This is a genomic window from Streptomyces sp. NPDC002825 (assembly GCF_040295385.1).
Taxonomy (GTDB): domain Bacteria; phylum Actinomycetota; class Actinomycetes; order Streptomycetales; family Streptomycetaceae; genus Streptomyces.
Genome location: NZ_JBEOVH010000018.1, coordinates 66,109 through 91,853, shown reverse-complemented (window position 1 = coordinate 91,853; position 25,745 = coordinate 66,109). Strand labels below are relative to the sequence as shown.

Annotated in this window: 21 protein-coding genes and 2 tRNA genes; 20 read left to right on the top strand and 3 right to left on the bottom strand. The window is 73.2% G+C overall.

All coding sequences use genetic code 11. The annotated features are described in order from the left end of the window. Positions 1-225 precede the first annotated feature (225 nt). The 12 genes from ABT041_RS22955 to ABT041_RS22900 all read left to right on the top strand — a co-directional run bounded on the left by ABT041_RS22955 (position 226) and on the right by ABT041_RS22900 (position 11,530). Positions 226-1,053 carry a hypothetical protein gene (locus ABT041_RS22955; protein WP_351187241.1) on the top strand — a complete coding sequence of 276 codons (828 nt, stop codon included), beginning with the start codon at positions 226-228 and terminating at the stop codon, positions 1,051-1,053. A 50-nt stretch (positions 1,054-1,103) separates the two neighbouring features. Further along, positions 1,104-1,862 carry a GntR family transcriptional regulator gene (locus ABT041_RS22950; RefSeq protein ID WP_351187239.1) on the top strand — a complete coding sequence of 253 codons (759 nt, stop codon included), beginning with the start codon at positions 1,104-1,106 and terminating at the stop codon, positions 1,860-1,862. Between the two features lie 132 nt (positions 1,863-1,994). Then, complete coding sequence (locus ABT041_RS22945; protein ID WP_351187237.1) at positions 1,995-3,131, top strand: TIGR03364 family FAD-dependent oxidoreductase; 1,137 nt, start codon at positions 1,995-1,997, stop codon at positions 3,129-3,131. 26 nt (positions 3,132-3,157) lie between these two features. Beyond that, complete coding sequence (locus ABT041_RS22940) at positions 3,158-3,850, top strand: phosphonatase-like hydrolase (protein ID WP_351187347.1); 693 nt, start codon at positions 3,158-3,160, stop codon at positions 3,848-3,850. After that, a complete protein-coding gene (locus ABT041_RS22935; protein ID WP_351187235.1) occupies positions 3,847-4,899 on the top strand; it encodes an ABC transporter ATP-binding protein in 1,053 nt (350 codons plus the stop codon). The genes ABT041_RS22940 and ABT041_RS22935 overlap by 4 nt, the downstream gene beginning before the upstream one ends. Next, on the top strand, positions 4,892-5,788 hold the full coding sequence (locus ABT041_RS22930) for a 2-aminoethylphosphonate ABC transporter permease subunit (protein ID WP_351187233.1): 897 nt from the start codon (positions 4,892-4,894) through the stop codon (positions 5,786-5,788). Before ABT041_RS22935 ends, ABT041_RS22930 begins: the two co-directional genes overlap by 8 nt. Next, complete coding sequence (locus tag ABT041_RS22925) at positions 5,775-6,572, top strand: ABC transporter permease (protein ID WP_351187231.1); 798 nt, start codon at positions 5,775-5,777, stop codon at positions 6,570-6,572. Before ABT041_RS22930 ends, ABT041_RS22925 begins: the two co-directional genes overlap by 14 nt. Before the next feature lie 32 nt (positions 6,573-6,604). Further along, positions 6,605-7,663: a 2-aminoethylphosphonate ABC transporter substrate-binding protein gene (locus tag ABT041_RS22920; RefSeq protein ID WP_351187229.1), complete on the top strand. Its 1,059-nt coding sequence runs from the start codon at positions 6,605-6,607 to the stop codon at positions 7,661-7,663. A 132-nt stretch (positions 7,664-7,795) separates the two neighbouring features. After that, positions 7,796-9,331, top strand: a complete 1,536-nt coding sequence (locus ABT041_RS22915; protein WP_351187227.1) for an alkaline phosphatase family protein — start codon at positions 7,796-7,798, stop codon at positions 9,329-9,331. An 80-nt stretch (positions 9,332-9,411) separates the two neighbouring features. Beyond that, positions 9,412-10,191 (top strand): HAD-IIA family hydrolase, encoded by a 780-nt coding sequence (locus ABT041_RS22910; RefSeq protein ID WP_123452652.1) that lies wholly within the window; start codon positions 9,412-9,414, stop codon positions 10,189-10,191. Positions 10,192-10,265: 74 nt separating this feature from the next. Next, a complete protein-coding gene (locus ABT041_RS22905) occupies positions 10,266-10,862 on the top strand; it encodes a hypothetical protein (RefSeq protein ID WP_351187225.1) in 597 nt (198 codons plus the stop codon). A 2-nt stretch (positions 10,863-10,864) separates the two neighbouring features. Beyond that, complete coding sequence (locus tag ABT041_RS22900) at positions 10,865-11,530, top strand: class F sortase (RefSeq protein WP_351187223.1); 666 nt, start codon at positions 10,865-10,867, stop codon at positions 11,528-11,530. 292 nt (positions 11,531-11,822) lie between these two features. Here the strand turns inward: ABT041_RS22900 and ABT041_RS22895 are convergent. Beyond that, a tRNA-Lys gene (locus ABT041_RS22895) sits at positions 11,823-11,896 on the bottom strand. 184 nt (positions 11,897-12,080) lie between these two features. On the opposite strand from ABT041_RS22895, the gene ABT041_RS22890 reads away from it, so the two are divergent. The 6 genes from ABT041_RS22890 to ABT041_RS22865 all read left to right on the top strand — a co-directional run bounded on the left by ABT041_RS22890 (position 12,081) and on the right by ABT041_RS22865 (position 21,337). Then, positions 12,081-13,523: a peptidoglycan-binding protein gene (locus ABT041_RS22890; RefSeq protein WP_351187221.1), complete on the top strand. Its 1,443-nt coding sequence runs from the start codon at positions 12,081-12,083 to the stop codon at positions 13,521-13,523. Between the two features lie 1,638 nt (positions 13,524-15,161). Beyond that, a complete protein-coding gene (locus tag ABT041_RS22885; protein WP_351187219.1) occupies positions 15,162-16,514 on the top strand; it encodes an SPFH domain-containing protein in 1,353 nt (450 codons plus the stop codon). A gap of 129 nt (positions 16,515-16,643) precedes the next feature. Beyond that, on the top strand, positions 16,644-17,237 hold the full coding sequence (locus tag ABT041_RS22880) for a lytic polysaccharide monooxygenase auxiliary activity family 9 protein (RefSeq protein WP_351187217.1): 594 nt from the start codon (positions 16,644-16,646) through the stop codon (positions 17,235-17,237). A 39-nt stretch (positions 17,238-17,276) separates the two neighbouring features. Continuing rightward, entirely contained in the window at positions 17,277-18,929 is a 1,653-nt protein-coding gene (locus ABT041_RS22875) for a long-chain-fatty-acid--CoA ligase (RefSeq protein WP_351187215.1), read from the top strand. Between the two features lie 498 nt (positions 18,930-19,427). Beyond that, positions 19,428-20,744, top strand: a complete 1,317-nt coding sequence (locus ABT041_RS22870; RefSeq protein WP_351187213.1) for a sensor histidine kinase — start codon at positions 19,428-19,430, stop codon at positions 20,742-20,744. Continuing rightward, on the top strand, positions 20,675-21,337 hold the full coding sequence (locus tag ABT041_RS22865) for a response regulator (RefSeq protein ID WP_351187211.1): 663 nt from the start codon (positions 20,675-20,677) through the stop codon (positions 21,335-21,337). Before ABT041_RS22870 ends, ABT041_RS22865 begins: the two co-directional genes overlap by 70 nt. Positions 21,338-21,391: 54 nt before the next feature. Here the strand turns inward: ABT041_RS22865 and ABT041_RS22860 are convergent. Together ABT041_RS22860 and ABT041_RS22855 are read right to left on the bottom strand one after the other, a co-directional pair. Continuing rightward, positions 21,392-21,465: transfer RNA gene (locus ABT041_RS22860), tRNA-Lys, on the bottom strand. Between the two features lie 76 nt (positions 21,466-21,541). Next, a complete protein-coding gene (locus tag ABT041_RS22855; RefSeq protein WP_017237127.1) occupies positions 21,542-22,300 on the bottom strand; it encodes an IclR family transcriptional regulator in 759 nt (252 codons plus the stop codon). A gap of 316 nt (positions 22,301-22,616) precedes the next feature. On the opposite strand from ABT041_RS22855, the gene ABT041_RS22850 reads away from it, so the two are divergent. Both ABT041_RS22850 and ABT041_RS22845 read left to right on the top strand, forming a co-directional pair. After that, entirely contained in the window at positions 22,617-23,753 is a 1,137-nt protein-coding gene (locus ABT041_RS22850) for an LLM class flavin-dependent oxidoreductase (RefSeq protein WP_351187209.1), read from the top strand. Positions 23,754-23,998: 245 nt separating this feature from the next. Continuing rightward, positions 23,999-25,708 (top strand): glycosyl hydrolase family 18 protein, encoded by a 1,710-nt coding sequence (locus tag ABT041_RS22845; protein WP_351187207.1) that lies wholly within the window; start codon positions 23,999-24,001, stop codon positions 25,706-25,708. Positions 25,709-25,745 lie beyond the last annotated feature (37 nt).

Below are 25,745 nucleotides of genomic sequence, written 5' to 3'. Positions count from 1 at the left end.
GGGAAGTAGCTCCGGTGGTCGGGAAGTAGGTCCGGTGGTCGGGAAGTAGCTCCGGTCTTCGGGAAGTGAGCCGGTACGCCAGTCCTCCGATCATCGGAAAGTAGGCCGATCGGACGGATCTCATGGTCCTGACGGGGGTCCCCCCGGTGTCGCTGCCCCGCCCGCCCCCTCCCGCATGGCAGCGTCGCCGCCGTCCCCGCGCCCGCGAGCAGCAAAGGCACGCCCATGCCATCGACCCCCCTGCGTCTGCGCGCCGTCCGTGCCGTGACCGTCGTCGCCGCCACCGCGGCCCCCCTCGTGGTCGCCGCCCCGGCCCCCGCCGCCCCCGCCCCCGACCCGCCCGCTCCCACCTGCGGTACGCCCGCCGACGGCGGCTTCCCGCTCGACACCCGGATCCACGGCGGACCCGCCGACTATCCGGCGGGCGGCCCGTTCCAGGCCTGGAAGCTCGACCTCACCAACACCACCGACGCCCCCTGCTCGGGCGTCCACCCGGTGCTCGTCCTCACCGACCGGGACCGGACCCTGCGCCCGGAGCAGATCCGCTTCGAGTTCTACGACGCCGGGGCGGCCCGCTGGCACCCGGTGGACTTCGAGGCGACCGACGAGGCGGAGAACGTGGGCGCCTTCACCGGCTTCGGCGGCTTCGCGGTGCCCGCGGGCCGGACCCTCACCGTCCCCGTACGCCTGACGTTCGAGGCGGAGACGGCGCCCGACGAGGTCGTCGTCAACGCGGCCGTCGTGCAGCGCCAGGGCGAGGACGGCGACTGGGTCGGCGAGTCCGGCGACTACCGCCTGACCGTGGGCCCCGCCGTGCCGGGCACCCCCACCCGACCCGATCCATCGGCCCCGCCCGGCAAGGAGGCCCGCCCTCCGGCTCCCAGCGCCCCCGCCACCCGGAGACCGGACGCCGGCGCCGACGAGGGCCGTGAACTGGCCAGTACGGGACAGGAGTCGGAGACGTACACGCACGTGCTCGCCCCGCTCGCCGCCGGCCTGCTCCTCCTCGGCGCGGTCCTCTTCCGGACCGCCCGCCGCCGCCGGCACCGCTGAGTCATGCGCCGTACACCTTCCCGTTCATCCCCGTCTGCGACCATCCCCGGATGAACTACCAGACCAGCCCCGGCGCCCCCGTCCGCTCCGGCATCCCCGAGCACGGCCGCGTCCCCAAGTACTACGCCGTCAAGGCGAAGATCGCCCTGATGGTCGACGAGTTGGGGGAGGGCGGGCTGCTGCCCACCGAGCGCGATCTCGCCGTCCGGTACGAGGTCTCCCGCGAGACCGTCCGGCAGGCGCTGCGCGAACTCCTCCTGGAGGGGCGGCTGCGCCGCCAGGGCCGGGGCACGGTCGTCGCGGGCCCCAAGCTGGAGCAGCCCCTCTCGCTCGCCAGCTACACGGAGGGCGTGCGCCGCCAGGGCCGCCGCCCCGGCCGCAGCCTGATCTCGCTGGACCGGTTCCCCTGCCCGGAGGCGCTCGCTCCCGAGGTCGGCGCCGAACGCGGCGAGCCCGTCTGGCACATGGAGCGCGTGCTCCTCGCCGACGACGAGCGGGTCGGGCTGGAGAGCACGTACGTATCCGAGGCCCGCGCCCCGCGTCTGGACACCGAGTTCGACCCGGACTCCTCCTTCTACGCCTACCTCCACGACCGGCTCGGCATCTCCTTCGGCGACGCCGACGAGCGCATCGAGACCGTCCTCGCGACCCCGCGCGAGGCCCTGCTCATCGGGACGCCGCCGGCGCTGCCGATGCTGCTGATCCACCGTGTCTCCCGGGACACCGTGGGACGGCCCCTGGAGCGGGTGCGCACGCTCTACCGGGGGGACCGGTTCAGCTTCACCGCCCATCTGGGCCAGCAGGACTGATCGCGCGTCGGGCCGGAGCCTCCTGGTCAATAACGGAACGGTAACGGGTCTGGTCCAAGCTTGTCGGTCCGTTCACCGCCCCGTCGTCCGCCGGACCCGTCGGGTCCACCCGCCGCCACGACCGTTTCCGCCATGAAGGTGATCGTCGTAGGAGCCGGCGTGGTGGGAACCATGCACGCCTGGCACGCAGTGGAACGCGGCCACGAGGTCGTACACATCGAGCGCGAGGCGGAGGCGCGCGGGGCCTCCCTCCGCAACTTCGGCCAGATCTGGGTGAGCGGACGGGCCGGCGGGGAGGAACTCGACACCGCCCTGCGCGCCCGTGACCTCTGGGAGGGCATCGGCGCCCGCGTCCCCGGCCTCGGCTTCCGGGCCATCGGCTCCCTCACCCCCGTACGGAACGAGCTCGAACTCGCCGTCGCCGAGGCCGCCCTGGCCCGCCCCGACGCCGCCGCCCGCGGCTACAAGCTGCTCACGGCCGCCGAGGCCCGCGCGGTCAACCCGGCCCTGCGCGGGGCGTTCGAAAAGGGAGGGGCCGAGGCGGCGCTGTGGTGCGAGCGGGACGCGGCCGTCGAACCGCGCCTCGCCCAGCTCGCCCTCCGCGAGGCCCTCCTCGCCACCGGCCGCTACACCTTCCTCCCGAACCGCGAGGTCAGGGACGTCGTCGGCGAGAACGCCGTCCGCGACGACCGCGGCGAGACCCACACCGGCGACGCCGTCGTCCTGTGCACCGGCGCCTGGCTCTCCGGCCTGATCCGGGAGGTCGCCGGCGAGATACCCGTCCGCCGCGTCCGGCTCCAGATGATGCAGACCGCACCCCTGGGCGAGCCGCTCACCACCTCCGTCGCCGACGCCGACTCCTTCCGCTACTACCCGGCGTACGCGTCCCCCGCCCTCGACGCCCTCAACGCGAACCAGGCGCAGGACCCGACCGCCGCCGCCCACAAGATGCAGCTGCTCATGGTGCAGCGCCTCGACGGCGGACTGACCATCGGCGACACCCACGAGTACGAGCACCCCTTCGCCTTCGACACCCTCGAAGACCCCTACGAGCACCTCACCCGCGTCGTCGAGTCCTTCCTCGGCCGCCCGCTGCCGAAGATCCGGCGCCGCTGGGCCGGGGTGTACGCGCAGTGCGTCGACACCAGCCGGGTCGTGCACCGCCAGCGGGTCCGCGACGGCGTCTGGCTGGTGACGGGACCCGGCGGCCGCGGCATGACCTGCTCGCCCGCCATCGCCGAGACGACCGCGAACGAACTGGGCTGGTGACCACCGTGACCGACACGAACACCGACATGAGCACCGACATGAACACCGAAATGAACCTCGTCGTCCTGGACATGGCCGGCACCACCGTCGCCGACGGCGGCCTCGTCGAGCAGGCCTTCACGGCCGCGGCCGAACGCCTCGGCGAGGACCCGGCCACGATGATCGACTACGTCCGCGCCACCATGGGAGAGTCCAAGATCTCCGTCTTCCGCCACCTCTTCGGCGGCGACGAGGCCCGCGCCCAGCAGGCCAACCTCGCCTTCGAGGCGGCGTACGGAGAGCTGGTCGCCGACGGCCTCGTCGCCCCCGTCCCCGGCGCGGCCGACGCCATCGCCCAGCTCAAGGAGCAGGGCCGGACCGTCGTCCTCACCACCGGCTTCGCCCGGGTCACGCAGGACGCCATCCTCGACGCCCTCGGCTGGCAGGACCTCGTCGGGCTGACCCTCTGCCCGGCCGACGCGGGCGGCCGGGGCCGGCCCTACCCGGACATGGTCCTCGCCGCCCTCCTCCGTACCGGAGCCGTCGACGACGTCCGCCGGATCGTGGTCGCCGGAGACACCTCGTACGACATGCTCAGCGGCGCCCGCTCCGGTGCCGGGATCGTCGCCGGCGTCCTCACGGGCGCGCACGACGGGACCGCGCTCAAGGAGCACGGCGCCACGCACGTCCTCGCCTCGGTCGCCGAACTCCCGTCCCTGATAGGGGCGTACGAGGCATGACCAGCGGCATCCGCTTCGACGGCGTCACCGTCACCTACGGGACCAACACCGTCCTCGACTCCCTCGACCTGACCGTCGAGCCCGGCGAGGTCATGGCCCTCCTCGGGCCCTCCGGCTCCGGCAAGACGACCGCGCTGCGGGCCGTCGCCGGATTCGTCCGGCCGGCCGCCGGGCGGGTGCTCATCGGCGACCGCGACGTCACCGCGCTCCCGCCGTACAAGCGGGGCATCGGCATGGTCGTCCAGCAGTACGCCCTCTTCCCCCACCTCAGGGTGGACGCCAACGTCGCCTTCGGCCTCAAGGCCCAGAAGCTCCCCAAGGGCGAGATCCCGGGCCGGGTCGCCGAGGCCCTGGAGATGACCGGCATGGCGGCCTACGCCCAGCGCTACCCCCGGGAGCTCTCCGGCGGGCAGCAGCAGCGCGTCGCCATCGCCCGGGCGCTCGCCATCCGCCCGAACGTGCTCCTCCTGGACGAGCCGCTGTCCGCGCTCGACGCCCAGCTGCGCTCCGGGATGCTCGCCGAACTGGCCCGGCTCCACCGCGAACTCCCGGACGTGTCCATCCTGTACGTCACCCACGACCAGGTCGAGGCGCTGACCCTGGCCGACCGGATCGCCGTCATGGACAGGGCGCGGCTCCAGGACTGCGGGACGCCGCAGGAGTTGTACCGGCGGCCTCGTACGGAGTTCACGGCGTCGTTCGTGGGCAACGCGAACCTGTTGCCGGTGACGGTGGCCCGGGGCGGGGTCACCTTCGAGGGCACCGAGCTCGAGGTGCCGGCCTCCGAGGCCGTACCCGGCGCCGCCGCGACCCTCTGCGTCCGGCCCCACCTCGTCGGTCTCGGCGCCGGGCCGAACGCCCTGAGCGGGCGGATCGCCGAGGTCCAGTGGCGGGGGTCCACGCACCGGCTGTACGTCGAGGTGGGCGGGCATCGGGTCAAGGCGGACGTGCGGGAGCTCAAGGAGACACCGGCACTCGGCACCGAGGTGATGCTGCACTTCGCACCGGAGGATGCGGTGCTGCTGGCGGCGGGGGTCGGCGATGGCTGAGGGTCTCATCGAACGGCGGCCCGCACCGGGGGTCGTTCCCACCCTCCCCCGGACTCCGTCCGGGAGGGGCCCCCACGCCCCGGCGGAACGCCTGCCCACAACGGTGCTCTGGGCCCTCCCTCCCGTCGCCGTTCTCGCCCTCCTCTTCCTCTATCCCCTCGCCCTCGTCGTCCAGGAGTCCCTCGCGCCCGGTGCGTACGCCGAGGTGTTCTCCTCCGTCTCCTTCCGCGAGGCGCTCGTCACCACCGTGTGGCTGGCCGTCGCCGCCACCGTCGGGTGTCTCGTCCTCGGGTTCGTCCTCGCGCTCGTGATCGCGTTCGTGCCGTTCCCCGGCGCGAAGGCGGTGTCGAAGTTCATCGACGTCTTCCTCTCCTTCCCGTCCTTCCTGATCACGCTCGCCCTGCTGTTCCTGTACGGCACGGTCGGCATGGCCAACGGCATCTGGACCGACGTCACCGGCGACCCGGCAGGGCCCTTCCGGTTCCTCACCACCCCGTGGGGCGTCCTCCTCGCCGAGATCACGTACTTCACCCCGTTCGTGATGCGTCCGCTCCTCGCCGCGTTCTCGCAGATGGAGACCGCCCAGCTGGAGGTGGCGTCCTCGCTCGGCGCCCGGCCGCTGCGGATCGTCCGGCAGGTGATCCTGCCCGAGGCGCTGCCCGCGCTCGCCGCCGGCGGAAGCCTCGTCCTCGTCATGTGCCTCAACGAGTTCGGGATCGTCCTCTTCACCGGCGCCAAGGGCGTCACGACGCTCCCGATGCTCGTCTACAGCAAGGCGATCCTCGAATCCGACTACGCCGCCGCCTGCGTCGTCGCCGTCGTCAACGTCGCGCTCTCGGTCGGCCTCTACGTCCTCTACCGGGGGGTGAGCCGCCGTGCTGGTGCATAGCCGTACGGGCAGGTGGACGGCCTGGGCCCTGTTCGCCGTCCTCTTCGTCCCGCTCTTCGCACTGCCCCTCCTCGTCATCCTCGCCGCCTCGTTCTCCACGCACTGGTCCGGCGCCTTCCCCTCCGGGCCGACCACCGCCCACTACGCGGCGGCCACCCGGGGCGAGTCCCTCCAGGCGCTCACCACGAGCCTGGTCACGGCCGTCACCGCGAGCGTGATCGCGCTGACCGCCGGCACCTGGGCGGCGCTCGCCGCGGCCGCCCTCGGCAGGAAGGGCAAGCGGCTGCTCGACGCCCTGTTCATGCTGCCGGTCGCCGTGCCGTCCGTGGTCGTCGGACTCGCCGTCCTCGTCGCGTTCTCGCAGCCGCCGATGCTCCTCAACGGCACCCGCTGGATCGTGATCCTCGCGCACACCGTGCTCGTCACGGCGTTCGCCCACCAGTCGGTCTCGGCCGCCATCCGGCGCCTCGACCCGATGTACGAGCAGGCGGCGGCCAGTCTCGGCGCCCGCCCCTCGTACGTCCTGCTCCGGGTGAAGCTCCCGCTCCTGCTGCCGTCCCTGAACGCGGCCGCCGGACTCTGCTTCGCCCTGTCCATGGGAGAGCTCAGCACCACGATGATGCTCTACCCGCCGGACTGGACCCCGCTGCCGGTGCTCATCTTCACCGCGACCGACCGGGGCTCCCTGTTCACCGGCTCGGCGCTCGCGGTGGTCCTCATGGCCGCGACGCTGCTGGCCCTGCTCGCCGTCTCCCGCATCCGTACCAAAGCCTCGTACCGCTAGTACTGCCAAGACCGCCAGGAGAGAACAACGTTATGCGTACGTACGCCAAGCCGGTCGCCGCCGTCACCGGCGCCCTCGTCCTTGCCGCCACGCTCACCGCCTGCGAAGGCTCCTCCGCCGCCTCCGACGAGAAGGTCGTCACCGTCTACAGCGCCGACGGCCTCAAGGGCGAGGCGGGCGACGGCTGGTACGACAAGGTCTTCGCCGACTTCGAGAAGCAGACCGGCATCAAGGTGAAGTACGTCGAGGGCGGCTCCGGCGAGATGGTGCAGCGCGCCCTCCGCGAGAAGTCCAACACCCAGGCGGACGTCCTCGTCACCCTGCCGCCCTTCATCCAGCAGGCCGGCTCCAAGGGCCTGCTGCAGAAGTACGAGCCGAAGGGCGCCGACCAGGTGAACGGCGGCGACAAGTCCGGCGACGGGACCTGGACCTCCGTCGTCAACAACTACTTCGGCTTCGTCCACAACAAGAAGGAGCTGCCCGGGGCCCCGAAGACCTGGGAGGAGCTGCTCGACGCCACGTACAAGGACAAGCTGCAGTACTCCACCCCCGGAGTCGCGGGCGACGGCACGGCCGTCCTCATCAAGGCGATGCACGACTTCGGCGGCAAGGAGCCGGCGATGGAGTACCTGAAGAAGCTCCAGGCCAACAACGTCGGCCCGTCCTCCTCCACCTCCAAGCTCGCCCCCAAGGTGGACAAGGGCGAACTCCTCGTCGCCAACGGCGATGTCCAGATGAACTTCGCCCAGGCCAAGTCCATGCCGAACCTGGGCATCTGGTTCCCGGCGAAGGACGGCGGGAAGCCCACCACCTTCGCCCTGCCGTACGCGGCGGGCCTGGTGAACAAGGCCCCGCACACCGAGAACGGCAAGAAGCTCCTCGACTTCATGCTGAGCGAGGGCGCCCAGCGCGAGGTCAGCGCGATCGGCGGCGGCTTCCCGGCCCGCAAGGACGTCAAGGCCACCGACGCCAACGCCATCGAACTGGCCAAGCTGATGGAGGGCGTCGAGGTCTTCGAGCCGGACTGGTCCGACATCGACGAGAACCTGACGGCGTACGTCGACGCGTGGAAGTCCGCCACCGGAAGCTAAGAGTTCACCCGCCCACTCTGGAAAGCCTCCGAACATCGCGGAAAGATAACGGGTACGGACCAACGCCCCTGAGAGATCAGGGGCGTTGGCGCGTCCCCAGACACTTCCACGGACTCCACGGAGGACTCCGACATGCCGATCAACGGCATCTCCCGCCGCACCGTGCTCGCCGCCGCCGGGGCCACCGCGGCCGTCGCCGCCACCGGAATCGTCACCGCCCCCGCCGCCCGCGCGGCGGCTCCCGTCCTGCCGGACGGCACCAGCAAGGACAAGGTGCTCGTCGTCGGCATGGACGGTCTGCGGTACGACCGGATCGACGCCGCCAAGGCCCCCGCCCTCAAGTCCCTGATGGCGAACGGCACCTACGGCCGCTCCCTGCTCTACGCCAACCCGATGGCCGCGACCTCCTCCGGCCCCGGCTGGTCGACCATCTCCACGGGCGTCTGGCCCGACAAGCACGGCGTGAAGGACAACACCTTCGCCGGCCGCAACTACGGCCAGTACCCCGGCTTCCTCGCCCGCCTGCACCAGGTCCGCCCCGAGCTCTCGATCTTCGCCGCCGTCGACTGGCCCGAGCTCGACACCTACGGCACGGTCACCCCCGGCGCGGACGCCAAGCTCGTCCACAACAACAACTACGCCGTCAACGACGCGCTGATCACCGACGCGACCGAGGACATCCTCCGCAACCAGAACCCCGACGTCCTCTTCGTCTACTTCGGCGAGACCGACGAGATCGGCCACAGCTACGGCGCCGCCAGCCAGAAGTACCTCGACGCCATCGACGTCCAGGACGGCTACCTCGGCCGGCTGCTCGCCGCGATCCAGGCGCGGCCGACCTACGCCACCGAACGCTGGACCGTCATCGTCGCCACCGACCACGGCCACCTCGACGCCGGCGGCCACGGCGGCTCCACCATCGAGGAGCGCCGCACCTTCGTCCTCGCCCAGGGCCCCGGCATCGCCGCCGGCGCCCGCCCCATCGACACCCGGCTCGTCGACGTCGCCGCCACCGTCTTCCAGCAGCTCGGCATCGTCCCCGACCCGTCCTGGGGCCTCGACGGCAAGCCCGTCCAGCTTCGCTCCACCGACCCCTTCGACACCCTCTACCCGTCCCTCTCCGGCCGCGTCGACGAGACCGGCATCCCCGCCGGCGTCCTCGGCTTCACGCACACCCCGCCCAGCGGCTGGTCCGTCATCAACAACGCCATGGGCACCGGCGGCATGACCGAGTGGCGCGGCTGGTCCTTCGCCACCGACGAGTTCTGGTCCCGCACCCAGCGCGACCAGTCCCGCGAGCTCAACGTCCGCGCCCGGGGCGTGTTCGCCGTCGCCGACTCCGACGAGTGGGCCGACAAGACCTTCTCGGGCACGTACGACTCGACGCTGGTCAGCCCGGCGTACGCGGTCACCGGCGCCGCCCGCGTCACGCTCGACTTCACCACCTTCTACCGCCAGGAGGCCCCGCAGACCGCCCAGATCCTGGCGAGCTTCAACGGCGGCACGCCGACCGTCGTCAAGAGCTACACCTCCGACGTCGTCTCCCAGCCCCAGTCGCTCACGGTCGCCGTCCCCGCCGGCGCCTCCAACGTGAGCTTCCGCTTCCGGTACACGGGCTCCAACAACTGGTACTGGACGATCGACGGGGTCAAGATCAGCACTTCCTGATTACGCTGGGGGCGTCGCCACAGCGCTGTCGCGGCGCCCCCAGCACACCGCACGTTTTGTACGGCAGGAGTCCCGCACCCATGGCAGAGCGCAAGCCGATCGAATCCTGGCTGACCGACATGGACGGCGTCCTCATCCACGAGGGCGTGCCGATCCCCGGCGCCGACGCGTTCATCAAGAAGCTGCGGGAGACCGGGAAGCCGTTCCTGGTCCTCACCAACAACTCGATCTACACCGCCCGCGACCTGCACGCCCGCCTCGCCCGCATGGGCCTCGAGGTCCCCGTCGAGAACATCTGGACCTCGGCCCTCGCCACCGCGAAGTTCCTCGACGACCAGCGTCCCGGCGGCACCGCGTACGTCATCGGCGAGGCCGGTCTCACCACGGCGCTGCACGACATCGGCTACGTCCTCACCGACCACGACCCGGACTACGTGGTGCTCGGCGAGACCCGTACGTACTCCTTCGAGGCGATGACCAAGGCCGTCCGCCTCATCAACGCCGGCGCCCGCTTCATCTGCACCAACCCCGACGAGACCGGCCCCTCCCTGGAGGGCCCGCTCCCGGCCACCGGCTCCGTCGCCGCCCTCATCACGAAGGCCACCGGCAAGGAGCCGTACTTCGCGGGCAAGCCGAACCCGCTCATGATGCGCACCGGCCTCAACGCGATCGGCGCCCACTCCGAGTCCAGCGCGATGATCGGCGACCGGATGGACACCGACATCCTGGCCGGTCTGGAGGCCGGCATGCAGACCTTCCTGGTCCTGACCGGTCTGACGACGCAGGCGGAGATCGACCGCTTCCCGTTCCGCCCGTCGAAGATCGTCCAGTCGATCGCGGACATCGTCGACCGCGTCTGACGGCCCCCCGCGCCGTTCCCTGCGGATGCGAGAAGCGCCGATCCGGGTGACCCTGCCAGTATCAGGAGGTCACGATGCGTTCAGGTCCCATTGCTCTCCGTGCCGCAGGGGCGGCCGTGGTGCTCGTACTGGCACAGGCGGCCGGCGGCGCGTACGCCCACGACGGGGTGAAGGCCACCATCACCCCGTCCGCCGCCTCGCCCGGCGCCGACGTCGACGTCCGCGTCCAGGGCTGCAAGGGCACGACGGGCGCCGCCAAGTCCCCGGCCTTCGTCGCCGACGCGGAGCTGACCGGCCGGGACGGCGGGGGCAACCCGCTCTTCGGTGACACGACCGTCCGATCGGGCCTCCAGGACGGTACGTACAAGGTCAGCGTGACCTGCGACGGCCACGACCACCGGGGCGTCGGCACGGTGCGGATCCGGCACCACCAGGAGCCCACCCACCGGCCGACGCACCACGCGACGCCCGTCGCCCCCGTCCGCGCGGGAGGGGGAGGCGCCGCCGCCTTCGCCGCGCCGGCCGCCCCCGGCGTCGCCCAGACCACCTCCGAGAGCGGCCTCGGGACCCCGTACACCCTGCTCGGCCTCGGCATGGCCGCGATCGCCGCCGTGGCGGTCGCCTTCCGCAGCTCGCGCCGCCACACCGGCACCGGCGGCGACGGCGAGTGACCGTGTCGTCCGGAACCCGCCCGGCGGGCACCGGGCGACTCGTCACCGGCGTGGCCTGGGCCGTCCTGCTCTCCGGGCTCTGGCTCTGGGGCCGCGAGGCCAGCGACGGCCCCGGCGGCAGCTCCGCGCCGACCACCGGCGACATCGCCGCCGTCGGCCGCCCGCTCGGCGAGCCGCTGCCCCCGGCCCGCGCCCCGCTGCCGCCCCTCGAACCCCGGCGGATCGACATCCCCTCCCTGGGCATCAGCGCGCCCGTCGTGGCGCGCGGCCTGGACGCCGCGGGTGCGATCGATCCGCCGCCCTTCGAGATGCCGCACACCGTGGGCTGGTTCGGCTCCGGCACCCGGCCGGGCGCGGCCGGCGCGGCCCTGCTCGTCGGCCACGTCGACACCGCGACCCGCCGGGCCGTCTTCTACGGCCTCAGCGCGGCCCGCCCCGGCGCGAAGGTCCGCGTCACCCGGACGGACGGATCGGTCGCCGAGTTCACCGTCGACGACATCCAGGTCTTCCCGCGCGAGGAATTCGACGCGCGCAAGGTCTACGGCGCCCGCGACCCGCACCGCGCCGAGCTGCGCCTGATCACCTGCGGCGGCACGTTCGACCGGGCGGCGGGGACGTACACGGCGAACGTCGTGGTGTCGGCGTACCTGACGGGCACGCGCGCCTGAGGTCCCCTTCTGCAGGTGAAACGGGATGAAGCGGGATGAACCGGGCCCCGGTCGGCGGGGCGCGTCCCGGGCCGCCGCCGACCGGGCCGGTCCTCGACCGCGGGGCTCACGGGCCGCGGGAGGAGCCCGGTGCCGCCGCGGGAGGTCGGGGTTCCGCACACTGTAGAGGCCGCGCCCTCGCCCGGCCCAGGGATCAGGCGTAACGGACCGGAAACACGCGGTAGTTGAGGCGAAGGAACCCGGAGAAAGACCAAGGCCCCCTCACCACTGGTGAGGGGGCCTTGACTCTGCGTGCGCCGCCAGGGACTCGAACCCCGGACCCGCTGATTAAGAGTCAGCTGCTCTAACCAACTGAGCTAGCGGCGCCTGCTGACAAAGAGAACTCTACCTGACGTGAGGGCGTGCTCCTGACCAATACCGGTCGCCTCCGGCCTGTCGGATGGTCGTATCAGGCCTTCGATCCGTCAAAATGCGATTTGTCCAGACAGTTGAGACACTGACGCCCGAACCGAGGGTCAAAAAGATCTTGACGAGTGTGGAGGGGAATCGCATGAGCGTGCCGGTCTTCGAGGAGTTCGAACCCGCGGCCGACTGCGGCTGCCCGGGCTGCGCCCGGCAGCGGCGCGACCTCGCCCTGGGCCTGCCCGTCCGCGCGGGCGGCCACCCGGCGGCGCACGGCGCCCGTCGCGCGCTGGTCCTGGTGACGGCGGCGGGTGTGGTCCTGGGCGGGGGAGGGGCCGGGGTGGCGACGGCCCTCACGGGCCCGGGCGCCGTGACCCCGGCGGACGCGGTGGACGGGGTTGACGGGGTGGCAGCGGATTCGGCGGTCCTGCGGGGGCCGGCGACCGCGGGGTCCCCCGCGTCCCCCGTCACCCCCGACATCCCCGACTCGGCCTGGCCGGGGCCCGACACACCGCAGGGCGGGCGGGGCCCGCTGCACGGCGGCGCGCCCGGACCGGGCTCGGCCCCGGCCCCCGACGCCGTCCCGACGACCAGTCAGATCTCGACGGAGTCGCTGCGGCAGACGACCCGCGCGGAGATCATCAACCGGGCCAAGACATGGGTCTCGGCGCAGGTCCCGTACTCGATGGAGAGGTACTGGTCGGACGGGTACCGGCAGGACTGCTCCGGCTACATCTCGATGGCCTGGAACCTGCGCAGCAACGAGTGGACCGGCAGCCTCGACCGCTTCGCCGTACGGATCGACCGCACGGAGCTCCAGCCCGGCGACATCCTGCTGTTCCACAACCCGGCGAACCCCACGCGCGGCTCGCACGTCACGATCTTCGGCGGCTGGACCGACTACACGCACACCTCGTACATCGCCTACGAGCAGACGAAGCCGCGCACGCGCAAGCAGGCGACGCCGATGGCGTACTGGGAGAACTCCGACCGCTACGTGGCCTACCGCTACAAGGGCGTGGTCAGCGGCGGCACCGGCGGCGGGTCGGAGCCGGTGGAGGCGGCGCCGTACCCGGGGGTGGGGAAGTTCGGGCCGGGCGCGAACAACCCGTACGTCACCCAGCTCGGGAAGCTGCTCGTCGAGCGCGGCGGCAAGAGGTTCTACAGCCAGGGGCCCGGTCCGAAGTGGGGAGAGGCGGACCGCAGGGCGACCCAGGCGTTCCAGCTCGCGCAGGGCTGGAAGGGCCGGGAGGCGGACGGCCTTCCCGGGCCGCAGACGTGGCGGCTCCTCGTGACCGGCGGGGGCAAGGACATCGGCGGTTCGAGTGGTTCGGCCGGTCCGAGCACGAATGCGACGGGGTTTCCCGGGCGTGGCTACTTCCGTCCGGGGCAATCCAACGCATATGTGGAGAAGCTGGGCAAACAACTGGTGAAGCGGGGCTTCGGCAAGCACTACCTGTCGGGACCCGGTCCGCGCTGGACGGAGGCGGACCGCCGCAACGTCGAGGCGTTCCAGCGGGCACAGGGCTGGCGCGGCGCAGCGGCCGACGGCTACCCGGGCCCGGAGACCTGGCGGCGCTTGTTCCGATGACCCCGAGAGCATGAGGTGGACCGAATGACGGCATCGACCCCGAACCCCGCGGACTCCGGAGCGGCGGCCTCGCGCGACGCGGCCCGCACGGCCAGACGCCTGACGGACGGCACCCTCCGGCGCACGCCCCCACCGCCCCCGGCACCCGAGCGCGCGGCGGCACCGCCGGTACCGGACGGGCAGCCGGCGGACTCGGCGCCGGGCACGTCGCCGGCGCCCGTGGCGGGGGCGGTGTCGGGTACGTCGCCGGTTCCGCCGACGGGGGCGGTGCCGGGCACTCCGACGGCGGGCGCGCCGGGGCCGGCCTCGGCGGTGCCGGGGTCCGGGGCGCCGGGTTCCGGGGGAGCGGTGTCTGGTACGGAGTCGGTGACCCGGGCGGGGATCGCGGCCGGACTCGGCGCGGACGCGCCCGCGTCGGGTGCGGTGGGCCTCGGCGCAGGCAGCCCCCCGTCCGGTGCGGCGCCGGTGAACGCCGCAGGATCCCGGGCCGGTTCGTCAGGGGTGACCCCGGCGAGGCCGGGGCCGGGTGGTCCGGGGGAGGCCCCCGGGGGTACGGCGCCGGTGCCCCGGGCGCCGGCTGCTGCGGGTTCACCGGGGGCGGGGTCGGCAGGCTCTGCGCCCGGCGCGGCCTCCGCGGGCCCCGTGCCTGGTGCGACGACGGCGCCAACGTCCGGCGCGGGGGCGGCACCCTCGACGGGGGGCGGGGCGGGTGCGCCCGGCGCGGCGTCGGCTGGTCCCGTGTCCGGTGCGGCGCCCGCACCCCCGGCGGCGGCTGCGTCCGGTGCGGCGGGGCCCGGCTCCGCTGGTTCCGTGTCAGGTAGTGCGCCGGTGACCCCGGCGGGGGCTGCGTCCGGCGCGGTCGGGCCTGCCCCCGCCGGGTCGGTGTCCGGTGGGGCGTCGGCGCCCCCGGCAGGGTCCGCGTCCGGCGTGGCCGGGGCCGGTCCCCTGCGCGGTGCGGTGCCGGTCGCCCCGGCAGGGGTCGTGTCGAGTGGGCTTGCGGCTGCGGCCCCTGAGGGGCCCGCGTCCGGCTCGGCGGCGGTGCCCGTGCGGGGCGCCACGCAGGGCCCCTCGGCGAGGCCGGCCTCCGGCGCGGCCGGGTCTGCCTCCGCTGGTTCCGTGTCCCCGGCGCCGCCGGTGACCCCGGCGGGCGTGAGGGGGACGGCCCCGGCGGTGTCCCCGTCCCGCGCGGCCGGGTCTGCCTCCGCTGGTTCCGTGTCCCCGGCGCCGCCGGTGACCCCGGCGGGCGTGACAGGGACGGCCTCGGCGGTGTCCCCGTCCGCTGCGGTTCCGGCCGCCCCGGCAGGGGCCGCGAGTGGGCCTGCCGCTTCGGCCCCGGCGGGGTCGGCGTCCGGCGCCGCACCGCGTCCGTCGACGGGAGCCGGATTCCCGGGCGGGTCCGATGCCGGTACGGCTCCTGGCCGGACGGCCGGAGCCCCGACCTCCGTGCGCGGGCCCTCGGCAGCGGCCGGATCCCGTGTGGTGCCCGGCGGGTCCGATACCGGTACGGCTCCGGGTGGGACGGCCGAAGCCCCCTCGGGCACGGCGGCCGCCGCCCCGACTCCCGTTCGCACGCCCTCCTCGGCGGGGTCCGCCTCCGGCGCCGCGCCGCGCCCCTCGGCGGCGGCCGGAGCCAGTGCGGTGCCCGGCGGGCCCGGTACCGGTACCGGTACGGCCCCGGGCCGGCCGGCCGGCACACCCGCCTCCGCCCCCGTCCGCGCGCCCTCGCCGGAGGCGCCCGTCGACGCCCTCGACTTCGGGCGGATTCGTGGGGCGCGGGTCGCCTCCCTCGCCGTGCCCGTCGCCGGTGTCGTGCGGGTCGCGCGGCGGAGGAACGTGATCGGGGCCGAGACCACCGGATCCATCCCGGTGCACCTGCTCTTCCGTGACGAGCCGGGCAGGGCCGTCGCGGCGGACGACGACGAGGGGCCCGACACCATCGCCATGGCCGCGCCCACCATGCCGCCGGCGGCCGCGGTCCGCCGGCCCGCCATCCCCGGCCCGTCGAAGGTCCAGCAGGCCGTCAGCGAGACGAAGTCCACGGCGCGGTCAAAGAAACAGGCGCCCTCCCGGCCCGCCCCCACCGCCGATCCCGCCCTCGTCGAGCGGCCCGGGCCCGTGCTGCCCGGCTGGGTCGGCGTGCTCGTCGGCGCCCTCGCCGTCGCCTGGTGCGCCGCGCTCGTGTGGTGGGTCGGCGCGGTGCCCGCCGAGGCGGCGCGGATGCTGCGGCTGCCGGCCCGCCCGTACAACGGCATCCCGCTCGGACAGTGGGCCCTCCTGGCTCTCGGCGTCGTGGTCGCCCTCTTCGCGCTGGGCGGTCTCGGCCGTGGCCGGGTCGGCTACGCCTATGTGCTGACCCTGTTCGGCGACTACCGCGGCACGGTCCGCCGTACGGGCCTGCTGTGGGTCAGTCCGCTGCTGCTGCGCCGCCGGGTGGACGTCCGGCTGCGGCACTGGCGCAGTGAGCCGCTGTCCGCGGTGGACGCGAAGGGCACCGCGCTCGACGTGACGGTCCTGGTGGTGTGGCGGGTGCGGGACACGGTCCGGGCCTCGCTCGGCGTCGACGGCCACGAGGACTATCTGCGGGAGCAGGTGGAGGCGGCGATGGCCCGGGTGCTCTCGCAGCTGCCGGCGGACGCGTTCCACGAGGACGCGCCGACGCTGCGGGACGCGGAGGCGGTCGGCGAGGCCCTGACGCGGATGCTGTCGGCGGAGTGCGCGCCGGTCGGCGTGGACGTGTTCTCGGCGCAGCCGACGCGCATCGAGTACGCGCCGGAGGTGGCCGCCGCGATGCGCCGGCGCCGGATCGCGGCGATCGACGCGAAGCACCGGGACAGCGTCCTGACCTCGGTGGTGGACGCGGTGGACGACGTGGTCCACCGGCTGACCAGTCGTGGTCTGGTGGAGCTGGACGACTACGAGCGCAAGGCGCTGGTCAAGGACCTGACGGTGGCGTTCTACACGGGCAGGACGGGCCCGGTGGAGGGTGCGTGACGGGGATGGACATGTTCAACTTCCCTCCCTACTTTGGTACTTGGTCCAGACCAAAACGCACATGAAGCAGTACCCCGTACGCGCGCGCACGGCCCCAAGGAACTCCCCACGTTCTCCAGGAGCGACAGCATGCGCAACAAGGCACTCGGGGCGGCGGTGGTGGCGCTCGGCATCGCCGGGGCCACCGTCCTCGCCACCGGCAGCGCCGGCAGCCACGGCTACACCGACGCGCCGATCAGCCGTCAGAAGCTCTGCGCCAACGGCACCGTGACCAACTGCGGCGACATCCAGTGGGAGCCGCAGTCGGTCGAGGGGCTCAAGGGCTTCCCGGCCGCCGGCCCCGCCGACGGGAAGATCTGCGCCGGCGGGAACTCCCGCTTCGCGCAGCTCGACGACCCCCGCGGCGGCGCCTGGCCGACGACGACGCTCGTGTCCGGCCAGAGCTACAGCTTCCGCTGGCAGTTCACCGCCCGCCACGCCACCACGGACTTCCGCTACTACATCACCAAGAACGGCTGGACCGGGACCAAGGCGCTGACCCGGGCCGATCTCGACCCCCAGCCGTTCCTGACCATCCCCTACAACAACCAGCAGCCGCCGTCGACGCTCACCCACTCCGGGACGATCCCGGCGGGCAAGACGGGCCGGCACCTGATCCTGGCGGTGTGGACGATCGCGGACACCGCGAACGCCTTCTACGCCTGCTCGGACGTCAGGTTCTGACCGTTCAGTTCTGACTGGCCGTCAGCTACAGTCCGGCCCATGAGGAGCGCGGACACCGTCGCGGAGCTCGTACGGCGCCAATGGGGCGACCACCGGATCGGCCTGAGGGACGAGCACCACACCCTCACCCACCACGAGGTCGCCGCGGGCGCCGCCGCGCGGGCCGCGCTGCTCGTGGACCTGATGCCACCCGTGCCGGGGGGCGAGCCGCACCTCGGCATCCTGCTCGACAACACGCCGGAGTACCCGCTCTGGCTCAGCGCGGCGGCCCTCGCGGGGGCCGCCGTCGCCGGGATCAACCCCACCCGGCGCGGCGCCGAACTCGCCCGCGACATCCGGCACACCGCCTGCCGGGTCCTGGTCACCCAGCGCGCCCACCTGCCGCTCCTGGACGGGCTCGCGCTGCCGGGGATACGGATCCTGGTCACGGACACCGAGGCGTACGGGGAACTCCTCGCCCCGTACGAGGGCGCCCGGCCGGGGGACGCCACCCTCGGCCCCGTACGCCCCGACAGCCGCTTCCTGCTCTCCTTCACCTCCGGTTCGACGGGCGCGCCGAAGGCGGCCCTGTGCAGCCAGGGGCGGCTCGCGGCCGCGGGCGCGTCGCTCGTCTCCCACTTCGGGGTCGGACGGGACGACGTCCACTACGTCTGCATGCCGATGTTCCACGGGAACGCCGTGATCGCCGACTGGGCGCCCGCGCTGGTCGCCGGCGCGGGGGTGGCGCTCCGGGCCCGCTTCTCCGCCTCCCGCTTCCTCCCGGACGTACGCCGCTTCGGGGCCACGTACTTCACGTACGTGGGGCGGGCCGTCCAGTACCTCCTGGCCACCCCGCCCGGCCCCGACGACCGCGCGCACGCGCTGCGGCTCGGCTTCGGCACGGAGGCAGGGGCGGTGGACGCGGCCCGCTTCCGGGAACGCTTCGGGGTCCCGCTGGTGGAGGGGTACGGCTCCTCGGAGGGCGGCGCGGCGATCCAGCGGACCCCGGACACGCCGGCGGGCGCGATCGGCCGGGCGGCACCGGGGGACGACCTGGCGGTCGTCTCCTCCGAGACGGGAAAGGAATGCCCGCCGGCCCGTTTCTCCTCCACCGGCCGGCTCCTCAACGCCACGGAGGCCGTCGGCGAGCTGGTCAACCGGGGCCGGTCGCCCTTCGAGGGGTACTGGCGGAACCCGGAGGCGGAGGCGGCGCGGCTGCGCGGCGGCTGGTACTGGACGGGGGACCTCTTCTACCGGGACGCGGACGGCTTCCTGTACTTCGCGGGCCGTACGGACGACCGGCTGCGGGTCGACAGCGAGAACCTGGCCGCGGCGATGATCGAGCACATCCTGGCGCGCTGGGAACGGGTGGCGGGCGTCGCGGTGTACGCGATACCGGACCCGGTGGCGGGGGACCAGGTGATGGCGGCGCTGGCCCTCCGGGAGGGAGAGGTGTTCGAGCCGGCGGCCTTCGCGTCCTTCCTCTCCGCCCAGGCGGACCTGGGCACGAAGATGCCGCCGCGCTTCGTCCGGGTGATGCGGGAACTGCCCCTCACGGCCACGAACAAGATCCACCGCGTGGCCCTCCGCCGGGCCGCCCTCCACTGCGAGGACCCGGTGTGGTGGCGTCCGGCGCGGGGCGCCGCGTACGAGCCCCTGACGGCGCGGCAGAGGGCGACGCTCCAGGAGGAACACCGCCACCCCCCAACGTAAGGACACCCGCCTGCCCGTGTGGGCCTCCGCCCGGGCGGGCGGCGCCCACGCCCCGTGCGGGGCCCGCGCCCGCGTGGTGCGGTCGCCACCGCCCGTGTGGGCAATCGTCCCTCCCCCAGACTTCGTCCGGGGGGACCCCCAGGGCGGGACGGGTGGGCACACGGGACGGCGCGCTCAGCGGCGCCTCCGCGTTCCGGGCCTGGACCCGCACCTGCCGTACGGCGCCACGGGGTGCGGGTCAGGGCGCGGGAGCCTCTGGCGCCGGCATGGGCGCCGTTCCGTTGTGCCCACCCTCCCCCAAGCTCTCGGCTTCGCTCGAGCAGGGGGGACCCCCATCGCCCTGGGGGCACCTCCCGGACGAAGTCTGGGGGAAGAACGCATGCCCACAACGGGCGTGAGCGCCTGCCCACACCCCCCCGGAGGTAGGGGCAGCCATACCCCCGCCGCGCCCCCCAGCGCCATGGCACACCCCACCGCCCCGCCCTACCGTTGGCCCCCATGAACCCCCGTACCCCCTGGCAGGCACTCACCCGGCCCCGGTTTCTCCTCGGGGCCTGGCCCTGGCGGGGCGCCGGGTACCTCGCGTCCGGTGCGGCAGTCGGGGCCGCCGCCGGGGCCCTGTTCCTGGTGCTCGGGGTGTTCTCCCTGCTCCTCGTCGGGCTGCCGCTGCTGCTCCTCTCCGGCATCGCCCTCGGCAGGATCGAGCGCTTCCGGCTGCGGATCGTCGAGCTCGCCCCCGCCCCCGACCCGCACCGCGTGCCCGCCGCGCCCGGCCTCGCCGCCTGGTTCCGGACGCGGGCGGCCGAGCAGGCCACCTGGCGGGAGTTCGCGTACGCCCTGCTGCTCGCCACCGTCCTGTGGCCGCTCGACCTCCTCGCCCTCGCCGTCGGCGTCGGCCTGCCCGTCGCGCTCCTCAGCGCCCCCGTCCAGCTGGCCGTGGACGGCCACGAGGCCAAGGTCGTCAAGGCGTACCTGGTCACCTCCTACCCGCAGGCCCTCGCCGCCGCTCTCCTCGGCGCCGCCCTCCTCGTCGCCCTCGCCTATCCGCTCGCCGCCGTCGCCGGCGCCCGCGCCGCCCTCGCGCGGGCCCTGCTCACCCCCCGCGAGAGCGAGCGGCAGGACGGCATCGGCGAGGTCATCGCCTCCCGCGCCCGGCTCGTCGACGCCTTCGAGGCCGAGCGGCGCCGCATCGAGCGGGATCTCCACGACGGGGCCCAGCAGCGCCTCGTCGCCCTCACCATGACGCTCGGCCTGGCCCGCCTCGACGCCCCGCCGGGCGGCCCGCTCGCCGAGCAGCTGGCGAAGGCCCACGCGGAGGCCGGGCAGGTCCTGACCGAGCTGCGGGAGCTGATCCACGGCATCCACCCCCAGGTCCTCGCCGACTACGGGCTCGGCCCCGCGCTCGCCGACGCCGCCGACCGTTCCGCCGTCCCCGTCGACACCGACGCCGACGCCCTGGCCCGGCTGCCCCGGCTGCCCGGCGCCGTCGAGAGCGCCGCGTACTTCGCCGGCTGCGAGGCCCTCGCCAACATCGGCAAGCACAGCGGCGCCGACCGGGCGCGGATCACCGCCCGGCACACGGACGGCGTCCTGCGGCTCGACGTCGAGGACGACGGGCGCGGCGGCGCCGACCCGGACCGCGGCTCGGGCCTCACCGGACTCGCCGACCGGATCGCCGTCCTCGATGGCACACTGACGATCATGAGCCCGCCGGGCGGGCCGACCCTCCTGCGAGTGGAGATCCCGTGTCCCGCACTGTCCGCAAGCTCCGCGTCGTCCTCGCCGAGGACAGTGTCCTCCTCCGGGAGGGGCTGATCGGTCTCCTCGCCCGCTTCGGGCACGAGGTCGTCGCCGCCGTCGGTGACGCCGACGCCCTGCGCGAGGCGGTCGCCACCCACGACCCGGACGTCGTCGTGACCGACGTGCGGATGCCGCCGGGCTTCCAGGACGAGGGTCTGCGCGCGGCGGTCGCGCTGCGCGCCGAGCGGCCGGCCCTGCCGGTCCTGGTCCTCAGCCAGTACGTGCAGCGCAGCTACGCCGCCGACCTCCTCGACGCGGGCGACGGCACCGGCGTCGGGTACCTGCTCAAGGACCGGGTCGGGCAGGTGGAGGAGTTCGCGGACGCCCTGGCCCGGGTCGCGGACGGCGGCACGGTCGTCGACCCGGAGGTCGTACGGCAGCTGCTCCGCCGGCACCGGGACCCCCTGGAGGCGCTGACCCCGCGGGAGCGCGAGGTCCTGGGCCTGGTCGCGGAGGGCCATTCCAACGGGGCGATCGCCCGCCGTCTCGTCGTGACGGAGGCCGCCGTCGGCAAGCACATCGGCAACATCCTGGCGAAGCTGGACCTGCCCCCGGCCGAGGACACCCACCGCCGGGTCCTGGCCGTCCTCACCTATCTCCGGGCGTGACCGCGGCCATGCAAGAAGGCCCCCTCACCGAGGTGAGGGGGCCTTCCCTGTCTGTGCGCCGCCAGGGACTCGAACCCCGGACCCGCTGATTAAGAGTCAGCTGCTCTAACCAACTGAGCTAGCGGCGCCTGCTGACAGAGAAAATACTACCTGGTCCCGTGGGGTGCTCGTGACCACCCCACGGGACCGGCTCCGTCCGCGGCCTCAGATCGCCAGCGACAGCACCACCGGAGCCGCCCGGCGGTTCAGCGTGTCGGCCGCCGCGCGCAGCCGGTGGGCGTGCTCGATCGGCAGCGAGAGCGCCAGGCAGCCCACGGCCGAGCCCGCCGTCAGCGGGACGGCCGCGCAGACCGTGCCCACCGCGTACTCCTGGAGGTCGAGCACGGGCACGGTGGCCGGCTGGCTGTCGAGCTTGGAGAAGAGGATCCGCTCACTGGTGATCGTCCGGGAGGTCAGCCGGGCGATCTTGTGCCGGGAGAGATGGTCCCGGCGGCCGTTCTGGTCGAGCTGCGTGAGCAGACACTTGCCGACCGCGCTGGCGTGCGCGGCCGAGCGGAAGTCCACCCACTCGTTGACCTTCGGTGTGCGCGGGCCGTCGGCGAACTGCGTGATCTTCACCTCGCCGTCGATGTACCGGCTGATGTACACCGCCGCTCCGACGGAGTCGCGGAGCTCGGTCAGGGTCTCCTGGAGCTTGGCCTCCAGGGCTTCGCGGCGGGTCAGGCCGGAGCCGAGGAGGACGAGGGAGTCCCCGATCACGTACGCGCCGTCGGCGACCTGCTCGACGTACCCCTCGCGCCGGAGCATGAGGAGCAGTGAGGACAGGTGGGCGACGGGCAGGCCGGTCTCGCGCGCGATCTGGACGTCTGTCACTCCGCCACCGTGCCGTGAGACCGTCTCGAGGACGCGAAGGGCGTACTGCACCGAGTGGAACGGCGCGGTGGGCTCGGGCTTCAGCGCCACGGTTTCCCCCTACCAGGTTGTGACCGCAAGCTTTCGTACCACGATAGCCGCCAAGGACCGTTTACGGGGCGGCTGTTGGCGAGAATGATGCGGAGCACCGGGCCTCTGGGCTGGGCTTCGCCACCCTGGCATATGCCCACGTCATGGGTGGTGCGCAGAGCCTCAGGTCAGGGGCGTGCGCCGGGGTGCCGGGCGTCGCTGTTCGGCCATCGGTCGCGGGGAGAAAATTTCGCCGGGCGCGGGGTGGAATAACCGGAGACACCCTCCTGTTAGGGCTCTGACGGAGTCAGTACGTGTGCCGAGGAGGGCCCCGACGGTGAGCGACGCTATTCGAGGAGAGGCGCGGGGGACCGCCCCCGTACCGCTGTCCGTACTGGATCTGGTGACCGTCGGCAGCGGGCGGACCGCGTCCCAGGCGCTCGCCACCAGCGTCGAGCTGAGCCGGCTCGCCGAGCGGCGCGGTTTCCACCGGCACTGGGTGGCCGAGCACCACTCCATGCCCGGGGTCGCCTCCTCCTCGCCGGCCGTGATCCTCGCCCACCTCGCGGCGCACACCCGCCGCATCCGGCTCGGTTCGGGCGGCGTGATGCTGCCCAACCACGCCCCGCTGGTCGTCGCCGAGCAGTTCGGCACCCTGGAGGCCCTCGCCCCGGGCCGGATCGACCTCGGCCTCGGGCGCGCGCCCGGCACCGACGGGGCGACGGCCGCCGCCCTGCGCCGCACCGACCACCTCGACGAGGGGGCGGACGACTTTCCCGAGCAGCTCGCGGAGCTGACCCGGTTCCTTGACGACGACTTCCCGGACGGGCACCGGTACGCGCGGATCCACGCCGTGCCCGGGCCGGTGCAGGGTCCGAAGGGGCGCCCGCCGATCTGGCTGCTCGGCTCCTCCGGCTTCAGCGCCCGCCTCGCGGGTCTGCTCGGGCTGCCCTTCGCCTTCGCGCATCACTTCTCGGCCAGGAACACGATCCCGGCGCTCGACCTCTACCGGGACTCGTTCCGGCCCTCGGAGGTCCTCGACGCCCCGTACGCGATGATCGGCGTCTCGGCGTTCGCCGCCGAGGAGGCGGCGCAGGCCCGCCGCCAGGTCCTCGCCGGCGCGCTCGCGATGCTGCGGCTGCGGACCGGCCGGCCCGGTCTGGTGCCGACGCCGGAGGAGGCGGAGGCGTACGGGTTCAGCCCCGCCGAGCGGGAGTTCGTGGACGGCTGGCTCGCGAACATCGTGTACGGCACGCCGGACGAGGTCCGCACGGGCCTGGACGGCCTGCGGAAGCGGACGGGCGCGGACGAGCTGATGATCACGGCCAACGGGCACGGCGGCGCCGAGCGGGTGCGGAGCTACGAGCTGATCGCCGACGCGTACGAGCTGCCGGACCTGACGGAGCTGCCGGACCCGGCGGAGTCGCCGGAGGGGCCCGGGGTTCCCGCGCGTCCCGAGGTTCCCGCGCCGTAAAACCCTGATGTCGGAGGGCGATTGGTTCACCCCCGAACGAACCACCGGCCTCCCCTAAGCGAACCTTAAACCGCTCGTCACCGATGGTGGCGAGCGGTTCCGTTTTGTGCTTCACCGCTCTGACAAGGCCTTTCTCCATCAAATTGGTCTAGTCCTCAATCTGGTTCAGACCATTGACGCGCTGTTCATGCGGCGGATATCACTGCTCCAACTTCCGTACCGCCACCCCCTTCCGGAGGCAGCACGTGCACCCCCGTAAGCCCTTGATCGCCGCGCTTCTCAGCTCGGCCCTCGCCGCCGGCGCCCTCGCCGCCACGGCCGGCATCGGTTCCGCCCAGGCGGCCGAGACCACGACCACCGCCTCCACGGGCGGCGTGAAGATCGCGTACTACGACCAGTGGAGCGTCTACGGGAACGCCTTCTACCCGAAGCACCTCGACGAGCGGGGGATCGCGGCCGACCTGGACGTCATCAACTACTCGTTCGGCAACATCCACCCCACCGACCTCACCTGTTTCGAGGCCAACAAGGCCGCGGGCGACGACAACAACCCCAGCGCGGGTGACGGCGCGGGCGACTCGTACGCCGACTACCAGAAGTCCTTCTCCGCGGCGGACAGCGTCGACGGCGTCGCCGACAAGTGGGACCAGCCGATCGTGGGCGTCTTCAACCAGTTCAAGGAGCTGAAGGCGAAGTACCCCAACCTGAAGATCAACATCTCGCTGGGCGGCTGGACCTACTCCAAGTACTTCTCGGACGCCGCCAAGACGGACGCCAGCCGCCAGAAGTTCGTCGCGTCCTGCATCAAGCAGTACATCCAGGGCGACCTGCCGGTCGAGGGCGGCTACGGCGGCCCCGGCACCGCGGCCGGCATCTTCGACGGCATCGACATCGACTGGGAGTACCCCGGCTCGCCCGACGGCCACCTCGGCAACCACTACGCCCCCGAGGACAAGCAGAACTTCACGCTCCTGCTCGCCGAGTTCCGCAAGCAGCTCGACGCGTACGGCGCGGCCCACGGCGGCAAGAAGTACCTGCTGACCGCCGCCCTGCCGGCCGGCCAGGACAAGATCAAGAACATCGAGACGGACAAGATCGGCGCGTACCTCGACTACGCGAACATCATGACGTACGACATGCACGGCGCCTGGGACGGCGACGGGCCGACGTACCACCAGTCCCCGCTCTACTCCGGTACGAACGACCCGACCGACGCCATCAAGCCGGGCACCGAGAAGTACTCGATCGACAACGCCATCGACTCCTGGATCGACGGCAAGCCCGCCTACGGCATCACCGGCGGCTTCCCCGCGAACAAGCTGACCCTCGGCTACGAGTTCTACTACCGCGGCTGGAAGGGCGTCCCCGCCGGGACCACCAACGGCCTCGCGCAGACCGCGACCGGCGGCTCCAACGCCCGCCCGCTGAGCCAGGCGGCCGGCATCGCGTACTACAAGGAGCTCGGCGGCATCGTCGACAACGCGGCCACCACCTTCTGGGACGACCAGGCCAAGTCCGCGTACTTCTACAAGGACGGCGAGTTCTTCACGGGCCTGGACAAGCGCACCATCCAGGCCCGCGCCGACTACGCCCACAGCCGCGGTCTCGCCGGCGCGATGATGTACTCGCTGCTCGGCCTCGACGCCAACGCGACCCTCTTCAAGGACATCGTCGCCGCGGTCGGCTCGTCCCCGACGACCCCGCCCACGACGCAGCCGACGCCGACCCAGACCACCACGACCCCGCCCACCACGGCGCCGACCCCGACCCCCACGCAGACCACGACCCCGCCCACGGGCTGCACCGCCCCGGCGTACGTGGCCGGCACGGTCTACACCGGCGGCTCGGTCGTCTCGCACAAGGGCCACACCTGGAAGGCCAAGTGGTGGACGCAGAACGAGGAGCCCGGCACCACCGGTGAGTGGGGCGTCTGGCAGGACCTCGGTGCCTGCTGATCCCGCCCACTGAACGAACCACTGCCCCCGCCCGGAA